At 58.9% G+C, this 15,005-nt stretch carries 12 protein-coding genes and 1 riboswitch; of the genes, 5 read left to right on the top strand and 7 right to left on the bottom strand.

Annotation, left to right across the window (positions count from 1 at the left end):
* Positions 1–112: 112 nt before the first annotated feature.
* Positions 113–3,574, top strand: a complete 3,462-nt coding sequence (gene pyc, locus QRN55_RS14815; RefSeq protein WP_284777280.1) for a pyruvate carboxylase — start codon at positions 113–115, stop codon at positions 3,572–3,574.
* Between the two features lie 79 nt (positions 3,575–3,653).
* On the opposite strand, the gene QRN55_RS14810 is transcribed toward pyc, so the two are convergent.
* The 5 genes from QRN55_RS14810 to QRN55_RS14790 form a co-directional block, all read right to left on the bottom strand.
* Complete coding sequence (locus QRN55_RS14810; protein WP_284777278.1) at positions 3,654–4,316, bottom strand: YiaD family glycine zipper/OmpA-like lipoprotein; 663 nt, start codon at positions 4,314–4,316, stop codon at positions 3,654–3,656.
* Positions 4,317–4,383: 67 nt separating this feature from the next.
* On the bottom strand, positions 4,384–5,634 hold the full coding sequence (gene ispG / locus QRN55_RS14805) for a flavodoxin-dependent (E)-4-hydroxy-3-methylbut-2-enyl-diphosphate synthase (RefSeq protein WP_173998798.1): 1,251 nt from the start codon (positions 5,632–5,634) through the stop codon (positions 4,384–4,386).
* A 155-nt stretch (positions 5,635–5,789) separates the two neighbouring features.
* Positions 5,790–6,974 carry an MFS transporter gene (locus tag QRN55_RS14800; protein ID WP_284777277.1) on the bottom strand — a complete coding sequence of 395 codons (1,185 nt, stop codon included), beginning with the start codon at positions 6,972–6,974 and terminating at the stop codon, positions 5,790–5,792.
* Entirely contained in the window at positions 6,971–7,792 is an 822-nt protein-coding gene (locus tag QRN55_RS14795) for a DeoR/GlpR family DNA-binding transcription regulator (RefSeq protein WP_284777276.1), read from the bottom strand. Before QRN55_RS14795 ends, QRN55_RS14800 begins: the two co-directional genes overlap by 4 nt.
* Positions 7,793–7,945: 153 nt before the next feature.
* The gene (locus tag QRN55_RS14790) at positions 7,946–8,845 is read right to left on the bottom strand and encodes a polyprenyl synthetase family protein (protein WP_284777275.1); all 900 of its coding nucleotides are present in this window, start codon (positions 8,843–8,845) and stop codon (positions 7,946–7,948) included.
* Between the two features lie 167 nt (positions 8,846–9,012).
* Between QRN55_RS14790 and mtgA the strand changes: the two genes are divergently transcribed.
* Positions 9,013–9,750, top strand: coding sequence for a monofunctional biosynthetic peptidoglycan transglycosylase (mtgA, locus tag QRN55_RS14785; protein WP_233123512.1), 738 nt, complete (start codon positions 9,013–9,015; stop codon positions 9,748–9,750).
* 3 nt (positions 9,751–9,753) lie between these two features.
* Here mtgA and QRN55_RS14780 read toward each other — a convergent pair whose 3' ends face one another.
* Both QRN55_RS14780 and metA read right to left on the bottom strand, forming a co-directional pair.
* On the bottom strand, positions 9,754–10,776 hold the full coding sequence (locus QRN55_RS14780; protein WP_284777274.1) for an aldose epimerase family protein: 1,023 nt from the start codon (positions 10,774–10,776) through the stop codon (positions 9,754–9,756).
* 70 nt (positions 10,777–10,846) lie between these two features.
* Positions 10,847–11,773: a homoserine O-acetyltransferase MetA gene (gene metA / locus QRN55_RS14775; protein ID WP_284777273.1), complete on the bottom strand. Its 927-nt coding sequence runs from the start codon at positions 11,771–11,773 to the stop codon at positions 10,847–10,849.
* 78 nt (positions 11,774–11,851) lie between these two features.
* Positions 11,852–11,928: riboswitch (SAM riboswitch) on the bottom strand.
* Positions 11,929–12,017: 89 nt separating this feature from the next.
* On the opposite strand from metA, the gene QRN55_RS14770 reads away from it, so the two are divergent.
* The 3 genes from QRN55_RS14770 to QRN55_RS14760 all read left to right on the top strand — a co-directional run bounded on the left by QRN55_RS14770 (position 12,018) and on the right by QRN55_RS14760 (position 14,961).
* Positions 12,018–12,668, top strand: coding sequence for a thiamine diphosphokinase (locus QRN55_RS14770; protein WP_284777272.1), 651 nt, complete (start codon positions 12,018–12,020; stop codon positions 12,666–12,668).
* Between the two features lie 4 nt (positions 12,669–12,672).
* Entirely contained in the window at positions 12,673–14,493 is a 1,821-nt protein-coding gene (locus QRN55_RS14765) for an ABC-F family ATP-binding cassette domain-containing protein (protein ID WP_284777271.1), read from the top strand.
* Positions 14,494–14,568: 75 nt separating this feature from the next.
* A complete protein-coding gene (locus tag QRN55_RS14760; protein WP_112499033.1) occupies positions 14,569–14,961 on the top strand; it encodes a VOC family protein in 393 nt (130 codons plus the stop codon).
* The last annotated feature ends 44 nt before the right edge of the window (positions 14,962–15,005 follow it).

Genomic DNA, 15,005 nt, shown 5'->3' with positions numbered 1-15,005 from the left:
GGCGGGTGACACAGGACGGCCATTGCCAAAAACGCCCTTTCCAACGGTGAGATTTACTGCTTAATTTCGCGGTGCAGCATATATGTGTGCTCGCGAGGTTTGGGAGGCCGTCTTGAAAATATCGAAAATCCTTGTCGCCAATCGTTCGGAGATTGCGATCCGTGTATTCCGTGCCGCCAACGAGCTTGGCATAAAAACGGTCGCGATCTGGGCTGAAGAGGACAAACTTTCGCTGCATCGCTTCAAGGCGGATGAAAGTTATCAGGTTGGCCGCGGCCCGCATCTGGCAAAAGACATGGGACCGATCGAAAGCTATTTGTCGATCGAGGAAGTCATTCGTGTTGCCAAACTGTCAGGCGCCGACGCCATCCATCCCGGTTACGGCCTTCTGTCGGAAAGCCCTGAATTCGTGGAGGCGTGTAACGAGGCGGGTATCATCTTCATCGGGCCGACCGCCGATACGATGCGCCGGCTCGGCAACAAGGTGGCCGCACGCAATCTCGCCATTTCCGTTGGCGTTCCCGTCGTTCCGGCAACCGAGCCTCTTCCCGACGACATGGCCGAAGTCGAGCGCATGGCCGAGGAGATCGGCTATCCCGTTATGCTCAAGGCATCCTGGGGCGGTGGTGGCCGCGGCATGCGCGCTATCCGCAAGAAGGAAGACCTTGCCCGCGAGGTGACCGAAGCCAAGCGTGAGGCCAAGGCCGCCTTCGGCAAGGACGAAGTCTATCTGGAAAAGCTGGTGGAGCGCGCCCGCCACGTGGAAAGCCAGATTCTCGGCGATACCCATGGCAATGTCGTGCATCTGTTCGAGCGTGACTGCTCCATCCAGCGCCGTAACCAGAAGGTGGTCGAGCGCGCACCTGCTCCTTACCTCTCAGAAGAACGCAGGCAGGAACTGGCCAATTACTCGCTGAAGATCGCGGGTGCCACCAATTATGTCGGTGCAGGCACGGTCGAGTATCTAATGGATGCCGATACCGGCAAATTCTACTTCATCGAGGTCAATCCGCGTATTCAGGTGGAGCATACGGTCACCGAAGTCGTCACCGGCATCGATATCGTTAAGGCGCAGATCCATATTCTCGAAGGCGAAACAATCGGTACGCCGGAATCGGGTGTCCCGGCGCAGAAGGACATTCGCCTCAACGGCCACGCACTTCAGTGCCGCATTACGACGGAAGACCCGGAACACAATTTCATTCCCGATTACGGTCGCATCACCGCCTACCGCTCGGCGTCCGGTTTCGGCATTCGTCTGGATGGCGGCACGTCCTATTCGGGCGCGATCATCACCCGCTATTACGATCCGTTGCTGGTCAAGGTCACGGCCTGGGCACCGCAGCCGGACGAGGCCATTGCCCGCATGCACCGTGCGTTGCGCGAATTCCGTATTCGCGGCGTGGCGACGAACCTCACCTTCTTGGAAGCCATCATCAGCCATCCCAGCTTTGTCGGAAATACCTACACGACGCGCTTCATCGATTCGACACCCGAGCTGTTCGAGCAGGTCAAACGCCAGGACCGTGCGACCAAGCTTCTGACTTATCTGGCCGATGTCACCGTTAACGGCCATCCCGAAACAAAGGGCCGCGTCAAGCCTGCCGCCAATGCACCGGCACCCATCGTGCCCTATATTGACCAGCCGACACCCGACGGTACCAAGCAGCTTCTCGACAAGCTCGGCCCCAGAGGCTTTGCCGAGTGGATGCGCAACGAAAAGCGTGTGCTGGTGACGGATACGACCATGCGCGACGGGCACCAGTCGCTGCTCGCAACCCGCGTGCGCACGCATGATATCGCTCGCATCTCCAGCGTCTACGCCAAGGCCTTGCCGCAGCTTCTGTCGCTGGAATGCTGGGGCGGCGCGACCTTCGATGTGTCCATGCGCTTCCTGACGGAAGACCCGTGGGAGCGTCTGGCGCTGGTGCGTGAAGGCGCGCCGAACCTGCTGCTACAAATGCTGCTGCGCGGCGCCAATGGCGTCGGCTACAAGAACTACCCAGACAATGTCGTCAAATATTTCGTCCGTCAGGCGGCCAAGGGCGGCGTCGATCTGTTCCGCGTGTTCGACTGCCTGAACTGGGTGGAGAATATGCGCGTGTCGATGGATGCCATCGCAGAAGAAAACAAGCTCTGCGAGGCGACCATCTGCTACACCGGCGATCTCCTGAACTCTGCTCGCCCGAAATACGACCTCAAATATTATACCAGTCTCGCTGCCGAACTCGAAAAGGCGGGCGCGCATATCATCGCCGTCAAGGACATGGCCGGTCTGTTGAAGCCAGCCGCCGCACGTATCCTGTTCAAGGCGCTGCGTGAAGCGACCAGCCTGCCGATCCACTTCCATACCCATGATACGTCCGGTATTTCCGCAGCCACGGTTCTGGCCGCAGTTGAGGCGGGTGTAGATGCCGTGGATGCGGCGATGGATGCGCTCTCGGGCAACACATCGCAGCCTTGCCTCGGCTCGATCGTCGAAGCGCTAAAGGGTACCGATCGCGATACCGGCCTCGATACGGAATGGATCCGCCGCATTTCCTTCTATTGGGAAGCGGTGCGCGGCCAATATGCGGCCTTCGAGAGCGATCTCAAGGGTCCGGCCTCGGAAGTCTATCTCCACGAAATGCCGGGTGGCCAGTTCACCAACCTCAAAGAACAGGCCCGCTCGCTGGGTCTCGAAAGCCGTTGGCACGAGGTCGCGCAAACCTATGCCGACGTCAACCAGATGTTCGGCGATATCGTCAAGGTGACACCGTCCTCCAAGGTGGTGGGCGATATGGCGCTGATGATGGTCAGCCAAGACCTGACGGTTGCGGACGTCGAAAACCCGGACAAGGAAGTTTCATTCCCTGACTCGGTCGTTTCCATGCTCAAGGGTGATCTCGGTCAGTCGCCGGGCGGTTGGCCGCAGGCTATCCAGAAAAAGGCGCTGAAGGGCGATGAGCCCTACACGGTTCGTCCCGGTTCGCTTCTGGAAGATGCCGATCTGGATGCCGAGCGCAAGGAGATCGAAACAAAGCTGGAGCGCCCGGTCGATGACTTCGAGTTCGCCTCCTACCTGATGTATCCGAAGGTCTTCACCGATTTCGCGCTGGCGTCTGAGACCTATGGCCCGGTCTCGGTTCTGCCGACGCCCGCCTATTTCTACGGCATGCAGGATGGCGAAGAATTGTTTGCCGATATCGAGCGCGGCAAGACGCTTGTCATCGTCAATCAGGCCTCATCAGGCATCGATGACAAGGGCATGGTCACGGTGTTCTTCGAGATCAATGGCCAGCCACGCCGCATCAAGGTGCCGGACCGCGCCCATGGCGCGACGGGTTCTGCGGTGCGCCGCAAGTCCGAACCCGGCAATGCCGCCCATGTCGGCGCGCCGATGCCGGGCGTCATTTCCCGTGTCTTCGTCAATCAGGGGCAGGATGTGAAGGCAGGCGACGTGCTGGTCTCCATCGAAGCGATGAAGATGGAAACAGCACTTCACGCGGAACGCGACGGTAAGGTGGCCGAGGTGCTGGTAAAACCCGGCGATCAGATCGATGCCAAGGATTTGTTGATCGCTTACGGCACATAAGCAGCTTCGATGCAGAGACGAAAAAGCCCACCGCGAGGTGGGCTTTTTGCTGGATGAAGGTTCGTTTGGAAGCCGCAGATCAATTCTGTGTCAGCGGCGAAATCAGCACTTCGACGCGGCGGTTCTGGGCGCGGCCGTCTGCCGTTGCGTTGGAGGAAATCGGTTGCGATGGGCCAAAGCCCATGGTGGAGATACGGCGCTGATCGACGCCGCCACGATCACCGAGATAGTTGGCGACGGATGCGGCGCGGCGTTCGGACAGTCCCTGGTTATGGGCAAGGCTGCCGGTGGAGTCTGTGTGGCCGTTGATGTCGATATAGGTCTTGTTGAACTTGTTCAGCACGATCGCAACCGAATTCAGTGTCGGGTAGAATGGCGGAATGACCTGATCCTGATCCGTCGCGAAGGTGACGTTGGATGGCATGTTGAGCACGATGCTGTCACCGCGACGGGTCACGGACACGCCGGTGCCCTGAAGCTGCTGGCGAAGCTCGGATTCCTGATTGTCCATGTAGCCGCCGATGGCGCCACCGGCCAGCGCGCCGATACCAGCACCGATCAAGGCGTTGCGGCCCTTGTTGCCGCCACCGATGGCGAGACCACCGACAGCACCCGCGAGAGCACCGATACCGGCGCCGCCAGCCATGTTGGATACCTTCTGCTCACCCGTATAAGGGTCGGTGGTGGTGCAGGCGGAGAGATAGGTTGCGGCAAGCGCAAGAACGACAAACTTCTTGATCATGAATTCCAGAGCTCCGTGAGTTTCGGACGGTAAGACACATAAATTCCGGCATTTTCACGGTCGTGATTTACTCCGCCGCGTCCTTTCGGCCGAAACGCTTTTCGATGTAGTCGATGACCAGCGCCTCGAAATCCTTGGCGATCTCGGGACCGCGCAGGGTCAGCGCCTTTTCGCCATCGATGAAGACGGGGGCGGCAGGATTTTCGCCGGTGCCGGGCAGCGAGATACCAATATCTGCGTGCTTGCTTTCGCCGGGACCGTTGACGATGCAGCCCATGACCGCGACGTTGAGCGCTTCCACGCCCGGATATTTGTCGCGCCAGACCGGCATGTTCTTGCGAAGGTCGTTCTGAATGTTTTGCGCCAGTTCCTGAAACACCGTGGAGGTGGTGCGCCCGCAGCCGGGACAGGCGGCAACCACGGGAATGAACTGGCGAAAGCCCATGACCTGGAGGATTTCCTGCGCCACCTGCACTTCGCGGGTGCGGTCACCATTCGGCTCAGGGGTCAGCGACACGCGGATCGTATCGCCAATGCCGTGTTGCAGGACGTAACCCATGGCGGCGGAAGAGGCGACGATGCCCTTGGAGCCCATGCCTGCTTCGGTGAGGCCGAGATGCAGCGCATGGTTGGAGCGCTCCGACAGCATCGAGTAGACGGCAATCAGGTCCTGCACCTGACTGACTTTTGCCGACAGGATGATGCGGTTGCGCGGCAGGCCGATCTCTTCTGCAAGTTCAGCCGAAATCAGCGCCGACTGGACGATGGCTTCGCGAGTGACCTGACGGGCCGACAGCGGGAAGCCCTGATCCTTGTTCTTGTCCATCAGGGTCGTCAGCAATTCCTGATCGAGCGAGCCCCAGTTGACGCCGATGCGCACCGGCTTGTCGTAACGGATCGCCATTTCGACGATATCGCCAAACTGCTTGTCCTTCTTGTCCTTGAAGCCGACATTGCCGGGATTGATGCGGTATTTGGCCAGCGCTTCGGCGCAGGCTGGATGATCCGCCAGAAGTTTGTGGCCGATATAATGGAAGTCACCGACCAGCGGCACATCGAGGCCAAGGCGCAAAAGGCGATCACGAATCTTCGGGACGGCAGCAGCACTTTCATCGCGATCGACGGTGATGCGCACGATTTCGGAGCCTGCGCGGAACAGAGCCGCGACCTGCTGGACGGTCGCGTCGATATCGGCGGTATCCGTGTTGGTCATCGACTGCACGACGACTGGTGCCCCGCCGCCGACGATAACACCACCAACATCGACGGCAACCGAGGACCGGCGCGGCTTGGGATCATAATCGGCGTGTGATGTCATGGTGTGCTCGAACAATTGCGGTAAATCTGATCATTCAGGTGGAACAAGGCGCGCGCCTTGTCAACATCGAAGCGATCAACTCCACTTTTACCGCAATCATGGCGAAATTCGAGACTTGTGGGTGGCAGGCATCTCACTTTTGCGAAATTGGGAAATCAATGCCCGCTTGCGCCATCTGCATGGCGTGCGAGTTTCGACAGCATGAGAACCACCACATGCAGAAGCGGCAGGCCGATGAACACGGCGGCCAGTCCCGTATGTTCGGCAATGAAGCCGATGGCGGACGGCGCGACCAGAATGCCGGAATAACCCATGGTCGTGACCACCGACAGAGCGATGCCAGGCGCCATTCCCGGCATGTTGCCTGCCGCCGAAAAGGCAATCGGCACCATGTTGGAAATGCCGATGCCCGCGATCGCAAAGCCTGCAATGGCAATGAAGGCATTGGGCGCGAAGCCGGCAATCAGCAGGCCGACAATGGATATGGACGAGCAAAATTGCAGCGTGCGGACAGCACCGAACCGGTCACGCACCAAATCCCCCGCAAAGCGCATGATGGCCATGGTGAGGGAGAAGGCGGCAAAGCCGAAGCCTGACAGTGTGACGGATGCGCTGAGTTCGTTGCGCAGATAAAGCGCGCCCCAGTCGAGAATGGCACCTTCCGGGATCATTGAAAACAGCGCCATGATGCCGATGATCCACGGCAGTGGTGTCATGGGAAGTCCGCCCTTGGGGCGTTCCTCTTCCGGGTGTGGGCGATCCACCTGCATCCGTGGCCATGCCACAGCAAGCATGGCGGCTGCGAGGATGGTGAGCGTGATGGCGTGGCCGTAGATGCCGGTTTTGGTAATCAACAGACCGCCAAGACCCGCGCCGAGCAGGCCGCCCAGGCTCCAGAATGCGTGGCAGGACGACATGATGGCGCGGCGCATGCTGCGTTCCACAACAACGGCGTTGGCATTCATGGCGACATCCATGGCACCCGTCAGCCCGCCGAAGAGGAAGACAGCGATGACGCCAGCCCAGAGCGAATTTGCAAGCGTGATCAACAACAGCGTCGGCACCATGATGAGAGCGACTGTTAGCGTCACGGTTCGCGAACCGAGACGGCCGATCTGTGAGCCTGCAACAGGCATGAAGGACAGCGAGCCCAAGCCATAGACAAGGATGACGAGACCCAGTGTGCTTTCGCTGAGCGCAAAGCGTCTGGCGAATTCCGGGATCATCGGTGCCCATGAGCCCATCATGAAGCCGTTCATCAGGAACAGCAGGGAAACGCCGAGGCGTGTTCTCGTCATATAGGGTAGGCGGGCGGTCGTTGGCGTGGCAGTGCCGGTCATCGGGACTGGTCCTTCGATAAATGCATGGGAGATGAGATGCCGGACGACAATCCGGCCTGATGAATGTTAACGCCGGTGTCCGCTAGACTGCCGATCATATCGTTGTCGGCATCCTCTTCCAGCACGAGGGTGAGCGTGGAGGACAGCGATGCGACATGGAAAGCCGCAGGCGTGCCCAGCTTCTCCGATGTGACGGCCGCAAGCGTCTTTGCGCTGGCCTCACAGGCGAGACGCTTGAACGTGGCGTCTTCATAGATATCGGCGCACAACCCGTTCAGCGTCAGGCCGCAGACGCCGACAATGCAGAGATCGGGCCGGATATGCTCAAGTTGGCGAATGGCGGTCGTATCGATGGCGGCACCCACGGAAGGATCGACCCTGCCGCCGATGAGAATGAGTTCGATGTCTGCGTTACCGGCAAGTTCTGCGGCTATGGCTGGCGTGTTGGTGACGACGGTGAGTTTCAAGCCAACGGCGAGATGTTTTGCGATGGCCAGATTGGTAGAGCCAGCATCGAGAAAGACGATCATGCCGTTTTGCACGAGCGAAGCGGCGGCTTGGCCGAGTATCGCCTTGCGATCCGGCATTTCGCCCATGCGGGTTTTCAGCGGAACGGTGGTGCCGGAGGCCATTAGCGCCCCGCCATAGACGCGCTCGCATTCCCCGCGCGCCGCCATTTCCCGCAGATCGCGCCGCACCGTGTCTTCCGATACGTCGAACGTCTGCGCAAGCTCCTGCGCCAGCACACGGCCATGCCGTTGCAATTGCGCGTAAATCAGAGCCTGGCGCTCGCTGACAAAATGATCGGTTTTGGACATCGGGTATCAATCGGATTAATCGTGCATAAACACGCATAACCCGGCGGAGAGGGTTTCTCAAGCGGATATTGATAGATTTCAGAAAGCGATAAGGGCATTAGCGATCGGGACGAGTTACTGCACGAAGAAAGACCGCGATGCCTGATGCTCGCTTTAGTTCTGCCGGTCTGCGACGAACTTTGCCGTTTCGATCAGAATATCCGCACGCTCGCCATAAGGTGCCAGCAAATCGGTGGCCTCCTTCACCAGTTCGCGCAGGCGGGTGGCCGCCCATTCGGGTCCGCGCAGAGCCACCAGCGTACCCTTGCCGCGTGCGGCGTCTTTGCCGGTTGCCTTGCCCATGGCAACGGCGTTGGATGTGAGATCCAGAAGGTCGTCTGCGAGCTGGAAGGCGAGGCCGATTTTTTCCCCGAAATGACGCAGGCGCTGCCTTTCCGGTGGCGTGCTTCCGGCGATAATCGCTCCGGCTTCGCAGGCGAAGCGGATGAGCGCGCCTGTTTTCATTGACTGTAGTGTTACGATGCCTGGTTCATCCGGGGCATGCTTTTCGGCTGCCAGATCAAGGGCCTGCCCGCCAGCCATGCCTCCTATGCCCGCAGCCCTTGCCAATGCCAGAACGAGCGCGGCCTTGCGGTCATCGGGCAGTTCTGTTTCCGGGGCGGCGATGATGTCGAATGCCAGGGTCAGCAGGCTGTCGCCAGCGAGGATGGCGGTGGCTTCATCGAACTTTTTATGAACGGTGGGTTGGCCCCTGCGCAGGTCGTCGTCGTCCATGGCGGGAAGGTCGTCATGCACTAGCGAATAGCAGTGCAGACATTCAAGCGCCGCACCCACTCTCAGGGCTGCCGTTGAGTCTCCGCCCAAAATCGCTGCTGACTCGATGACCAGAAAGGGTCGCAGCCGCTTTCCGCCATTCAAAACGCCGTGTCGCATGGCGTCCAGCAGATTGCGGGGGCGGGTGATCTCATCGGCGCGGCTTTCGCCTGACAGCAATTCAGCCAGCAAGGCCTCGGTTTGCACTGCATTGTCTCGCAGCCGTGTCTCGAATGTCATAGCGCCAGTTCCTCGATATGGTGGCTGTTTGGCATGGGGAAAAATGGCTGGCAATCGTTTTTGTGAAGGGGTTGGGGGACTTGATGATCAGGACTCGCCTTGATGACACACGCGGAATATGAAAGGTTCTGAGCGGTGGCCAAGTGGGGACAGGGTTTTTGAGCAGTATGCCGGACAGCGAGACGGACGACGAAGCGCTTGCTCGCGGGGAAAGCAGACCCAAAGTGGATGTTAGAAGTCTTCTGAAACGCGCTTTAGTGATCGTCATTGCGCTGCTTGTCCTGCCCTATCTGCTGATACCGGTCTATGCGCTGCCTTTCATGCGCCCCGTTTCCACGCTGATGCTGGCCGATCTGGTGACGTTTCAGGGTTATGATCGCCGCTGGGTGCCGCTGGAGAACATCTCACCACGCCTCGTGCAATCGGTTATGATGTCTGAAGACGGGCAATTCTGTTCGCACGGCGGTGTGGACTGGAACCAGATGCAGACGGTGGTCAACAGCGCTCTGGAAGGGGAATCGACGCGCGGCGCCAGCACCATTCCGATGCAGACGGCAAAGAACCTGTTCTTATGGAACGGACGCTCTTTCCTGCGAAAGGGTCTGGAATTGCCGCTTGCAGTCGTTTCCGATTTCATCTGGTCGAAAAGACGGATGATGGAAATCTATCTCAACGTTGCCGAATGGGGTCCGGGCATCTACGGCATCGAGGCTGCTGCTCAGCACCATTTCAAAATTCCGGCTTCGAAGCTGAGTTCCAGACAGGCGGCACTTCTGGCCGTGGCACTTCCAAACCCCATCGACCGTGTCGCCAGCAAGCCCGGACGCGGCATGCAGCGGCTGGCTGGGCTCATCGAGAGACGAGCCCGTGGGTCCGGCGCCTATGTAGGTTGCGTGCTGGACTGAAAATCAGCCCTTCTTGAAGATATAATCCGTTTCCTGCCGCAGCGTTTCTCCGGGCCGCAGAACGGCGTCCGGAAAGCCTTTGTGATTGACAGCATCCGGCCAAATCTGCGTTTCCAGGCAAAAGCCTGCGAACGGTCCATAATGGCGGCCATCAAGGCCCGGTACGGCTACGTTAAGCTTGAAGGCCGAGTAGAACTGCACGCCCGGCTCGGTGGTATGGACATCCAGCGTAACGTTTGAGGCGGGGGCATAGACGCGCGCCACTTTGCGCTTTGCCACGCGCTGTGGCGACAGGCAGAAATTGTGGTCGTAGGAAACCTGCTGGCCGTTTTCTTCACGCCGCATCGGGGTGGATGTGCGCAGGTCGAAGACGGTGCCGTCTACGGGGCGAATTTCGCCGGTCGGAATTTGCTGCTCGGTTGTTGGCAAATAATGGTCGGCTGCAATTTCGATCTCATGACCGAGTGCCGTTTCTGCGCCATCCAGATTGAAATAGGAGTGCTGGCAGATGTTGGCGATCGTCTGCGCGTCCGTGGTGGTTTCATAGGCTACGGAAAGCACGCCGCCTTCGCGGATCGTATAGGTCGCCCGTACGGTGCAATTTCCTGGATAACCGGCGCGGCCATCCGGGTCGACGATCTGCAACACGACGTGGCTGGGGCCATGTTCCATGATCATCCAGTTGCGTTTGCCGATATTGTCGCTGCCGCCGTGGAGATGCGTGACGCCCTTCTCGTTCAGTTCCAGCTGATAGGCTTTGCCATCGATGCTGAATTTGCCGTCACCGATGCGGTTGGCATTACGACCGGGTGTCGCGCCGAAATACGACGAATATTTCGGGTAATCATCGAAGTGATCGAAGCCGAGAACCAGCGGCGGCTGGTGTCCTTCGAGCCGGAGATTCTGTATGACCGCACCCCAGGTGATGACGTGCGCCGTCAGTCCACCGGCGGAAATCGTCACGCGCTCCACCTTTTCGCCCTTCGACGTCATGCCGAAATTTTCCCGTGCGCCAGCTTCGCTCATCGTGTCACTCTCCCGATCAATAAACAGGGCCGGACGTTGCTTCATTTTCCGCGCCCGCGCAATTGCTGAATTAGGCTTTGATCTTGCCGATGTCCTGCGGGTCATACGGCGTTGTCTGGTAGATTTCGTTGATCCAGTTGCCGAAGAAGAGATGGGCGTGGCTGCGCCAGCGGTTCAACGGTGTCAGGTCCGGGTCGTTATGGGGGAAGTAGTCATGCGGCACCTTGATCGGCACGCCTGATTTCACATCGCGGAAATATTCTTCGGAAAGCGATGTGGAATCATATTCGACATGGTTGAACATGTAGAGCCGCTTGCCGATGCGTTCATGCACAAGACAAACCCCCATCTCCTCTGACTCCATCAGGATTTCGAGGTCGGGGTTCTTCTCGATGTCGGCGCGGCGCACCTCCGTCCAGCGGGAAACGGGCACCTGAAAATCATCCGAGAAACCGTTGAGATAAATGGATGCCGGGGAAAGATTGCGGTGGCGATAGACGCCGAACGCTTTCTCTTTCAATTCGTGCTTGGGAACGCCATGGAAATGGTAGATCGCGGCCATCGCGCCCCAGCAGACGTTGAGCGTCGAGTGGACGTTGGTCTGCGTCCAATCGAAAATCTTCTGCATCTCGTCCCAGTAGGTCACGTCTTCATAGGTTAGTTTTTCGACCGGGGCGCCGGTTATGATGAAGCCGTCGAACTTGCGGTGGCGCACCTCTTCCCAGGTTTCGTAAAAGGACAGAAGGTGTTCTTCCGGCGTATTCTTGGCGCGGTGACCACCGATGCGCACCAGCGACAGCTCTACCTGAAGCGGAGACGCGCCGACCAGCCGGGCCATCTGTATCTCGGTCTTGATCTTGTTGGGCATGAGATTGAGAAGCCCGATCTGCAGCGGGCGAATATCCTGCCGGATCGCCGCTGTTTCCGTCATGACCCGCACACCCTCATGCACGAGGGTCTCGAATGCGGGCAGCGTATCGGGTATCTTAATAGGCATCTCGAACTCTCACTTTCCTGGCAGCGCCGGCCCAGAAAACAAAAAACCGGCAGCGAAATCGCAGCCGGTCCTCGGAAATTGCCTGTTTCCTCGACCATTTAGCAACTTCTTTAAAGTGGCTGCAAGCCGGTCGGCAAATCACCACTGGCAGGTGTCATAATCCTGTCTGCGGCGAAAATCAATATCGCCGCATTGGCTGCGTTTCGGCCTTTCCTTGTCGTACCTTTCCGGGCTATGGCAGGACATGACCTCGGCGCACTTCACCATTCTGCTCGGCGGAACCATTACCGTCACGGATCGCCTGCAAAAGGCGGTGGCCGGAACGCGTGTGATCGCTGCCGATAGCGGCATGCGCCATGCCTCCGTGCTGGGGCTGACGCCCGAGCTTTGGGTGGGTGACTTCGACTCCTCCGATGCCGACCTGATGTCGCAATGGCCCGATACACCACAGCAGCCCTTTCCTGCTGCAAAAGGTGTGACGGATGGTGAGATTGCGGTCTCGGAAGCCCTGTCGCGCGATGCAAAGCGGCTGACATTGGTCGGCGCTTTGGCTGGCGAAAGATCCGATCACGCCCTGTTCCATCTGCTTTACGCCGTCTCGCTGGCGGAACGCGGTTTCGATGTTGTGTTGACCTCCGGCACGGAAGAAGCCTATCCGCTTCTGGCTAACGAGCTTGCGCTCGATCTGCCTGTCGGGTCGCTGTTTTCGGTTGCGGGTTTCACGGCTCTTGATGGGCTCGACATTGAAAATGCGCGCTACCCTCTCGCCGATTTTGCGCTTGCCTTTGGCTCATCGCGCACTATTTCCAACGTGGCGGAAGGGCCTTTGCGTCTTCGCCTCAAAAGCGGCAAGGCCATTGTCCTTGCCCGTCCCTATGATTTGACCGGAGCCTGATGCCTTGGCACCCCCGATTCTGAAACTCGACGACATCAAGCTGACATTTGGCGTGACCCCGCTGCTCGACGGTGCAAACCTGCAAGTGGAACCGGGCGACCGCATCTGCCTTGTCGGACGCAATGGTTCCGGCAAATCGACGCTGATGAAAATTGCTGCCGGTCTGGTGGAAGCGCAATCGGGCGAGGTTTTCCGCCATCCGTCTGCGACGATCCGGTATCTAGAGCAGGCGCCGGATTTTGCCGGTTTCGAGACGGTTCAAGCCTATGCGGAAGCGGGTCTGGGACCGGGCGACGATGCTTATCGCGTCACCTATCTGCTTGAGCATCTGGGGCTGACGGGGCAGGAGCATCCATCCAGCCTTTCGGGCGGAGAGGCGCGCCGGGCAGCGCTTGTGCGCGTCATGGCGCCCGAACCCGATATTTTGATGCTCGACGAGCCCACCAACCATCTCGACCTGCCGACCATTGAGTGGCTGGAAGGAGAATTGCAGCAGACACGCAGCGCGCTGGTTCTGATTTCGCACGACCGTCGTTTTCTCGAAAAAGTCTCGACCGCTACCGTCTGGCTCGATCGCGGTACGTCGCGCCGTCTCAGCCGTGGCTTTGCCCATTTCGAGGAATGGCGCGACAAGGTGCTGGAAGAGGAAGAGCTGGAGCAGCACAAGCTCGGCAAGGCCATCGAGCGCGAAGAACACTGGATGCGGTATGGTGTCACCGCCCGCCGCAAGCGCAACATGCGCCGTGTGGGTGAGTTGCGCGATATGCGGGCTGCCTACCGTGGTCACAACGGCCCGCAAGGCACCGTTCAGGCGACGGCAGCCGAGGGGCGCGAATCCGGCAAGCTGGTCATCGAGGCCGAGGCCATCACCAAATCCTATGGCGAGCGGACCATCGTTGCGCCGTTTTCGCTGCGAGTACACAGGGGCGACTGCATCGGCTTCGTAGGCCCCAACGGTGCGGGCAAGACGACATTGCTGAAAATGCTGACGGGCGAGTTGGCGCCCGATAGCGGCACGGTGAAGCTCGGCACCAAACTGGAAATCGCGACGCTCGACCAGAAGCGCGAAGACCTGAACCTGGAAGATACGCTCGCCCATTACCTGACCGACGGGCGTGGCGAAAACCTTCTCGTCAACGGCGAAGTGAAGCATGTCACGGGTTACATGAAGGATTTCCTGTTCCAGCCGGAGCAGGCCCGCACGCCCATTCGCAAATTGTCCGGTGGCGAGCGTGCGCGCTTGATGCTGGCGCGTATTCTGGCAAAGCCGACCAATCTTCTGATCCTCGACGAACCGACCAACGATCTCGACATCGAAACGCTCGATCTGTTGCAGGAGATCGTCGCTGGCTTCTCTGGCACCGTCATTCTGGTCAGCCACGACCGCGACTTCCTCGACCGCACTGTGACATCGACGATTGCGCCCGCAAACCCGGATGCGCCTGACGGTCGTTGGGTCGAGTATGCCGGTGGTTATTCCGACATGATGGCGCAGCGCAAAGGTGCGTCCGACGAAAAGAAGAGAGCGGAAAAGCAGGACAAGGCGAAGACCTCGACGTCATCCGGGGGGGAGCCCGCGAAGGGTAAGGCTAAGCTGTCATTCAAGCAGAAGTTTGCGCTGGAAAATCTGCCCAAGGAGATGGAAAAGGCTCAAGCCGAAATCGCCAAGCGTGAAGAGCGCATGGCCGATCCGCAACTTTTTGCCAAGAATCCGACGGCCTTCAACACGCTGGCAGATGAAATGTCGAAGCTGCGCGAAAAGCTGGAAGCGATGGAAGAGGAATGGCTAGAGCTGGAAATGCTGCGCGAAGAAATGGAGAGCTGAGCAGTCGCGTTTGACTGCCGCTTTGACAGCGAAGCAAAAGTGCGTTCTCCTGTCCGCCCATGGAGGAGTTCAGATATGCGCATGATTTTCATCAACCTGCCGGTCAAGAATATCGAGACATCCAAGGTCTTTTTCACGGGTCTGGGCTTCAGCTTCAACCCGGAATATTCCGACGAGCGCACCTTGTGCATGATCGTTGAGAAGAACATCTTCGTGATGTTGCTTCAGGAAGATCGCTTCCGCGAATTCATCAATGGCGATATCGCCGATGCGACCAGCACCAAGGAAGTGTTGAATTGCCTGTCTGCCGGGAGCCGCGAAGAAATCGACAAGATGCTGGCAACGGCACTCGCATCCGGCGGTCGGGAATGGAAGCCGGTGCAGGATCATGGTTTCATGTATGGCGGCAGCTTTCAGGACCCGGATGGTCACGTCTGGGAACTGGTTCATATGACCGAGCAAGCCTGACGGCCTGACACCTTGCCAAGCAGGCAGCGACAGATTATAGCATT

The sequence above is a fragment of the Agrobacterium sp. lyk4-40-TYG-31 genome, from assembly GCF_030209855.1.
Taxonomy (GTDB): Bacteria; Pseudomonadota; Alphaproteobacteria; order Rhizobiales; family Rhizobiaceae; genus Agrobacterium; species Agrobacterium vaccinii.
The sequence above is the reverse complement of the archived record's forward strand: the minus strand, read 5'-3'. Positions and strand labels throughout refer to the sequence as shown.

Bases quoted from the DNA above. Each gene is read 5' to 3' on its own strand.
- QRN55_RS14810 (WP_284777278.1), bottom strand. From the start codon at position 4,316: ATGATCAAGAAGTTTGTCGTTCTTGCGCTTGCCGCAACCTATCTCTCC.
- ispG (WP_173998798.1), bottom strand. From the start codon at position 5,634: ATGACATCACACGCCGATTATGATCCCAAGCCGCGCCGGTCCTCGGTT.
- QRN55_RS14800 (WP_284777277.1), bottom strand. From the start codon at position 6,974: ATGACCGGCACTGCCACGCCAACGACCGCCCGCCTACCCTATATGACG.
- QRN55_RS14795 (WP_284777276.1), bottom strand. From the start codon at position 7,792: ATGTCCAAAACCGATCATTTTGTCAGCGAGCGCCAGGCTCTGATTTAC.
- QRN55_RS14790 (WP_284777275.1), bottom strand. From the start codon at position 8,845: ATGACATTCGAGACACGGCTGCGAGACAATGCAGTGCAAACCGAGGCC.
- mtgA (WP_233123512.1), top strand. From the start codon at position 9,013: ATGCCGGACAGCGAGACGGACGACGAAGCGCTTGCTCGCGGGGAAAGC.
- QRN55_RS14780 (WP_284777274.1), bottom strand. From the start codon at position 10,776: ATGAGCGAAGCTGGCGCACGGGAAAATTTCGGCATGACGTCGAAGGGC.
- metA (WP_284777273.1), bottom strand. From the start codon at position 11,773: ATGCCTATTAAGATACCCGATACGCTGCCCGCATTCGAGACCCTCGTG.
- QRN55_RS14770 (WP_284777272.1), top strand. From the start codon at position 12,018: ATGACCTCGGCGCACTTCACCATTCTGCTCGGCGGAACCATTACCGTC.
- QRN55_RS14760 (WP_112499033.1), top strand. From the start codon at position 14,569: ATGCGCATGATTTTCATCAACCTGCCGGTCAAGAATATCGAGACATCC.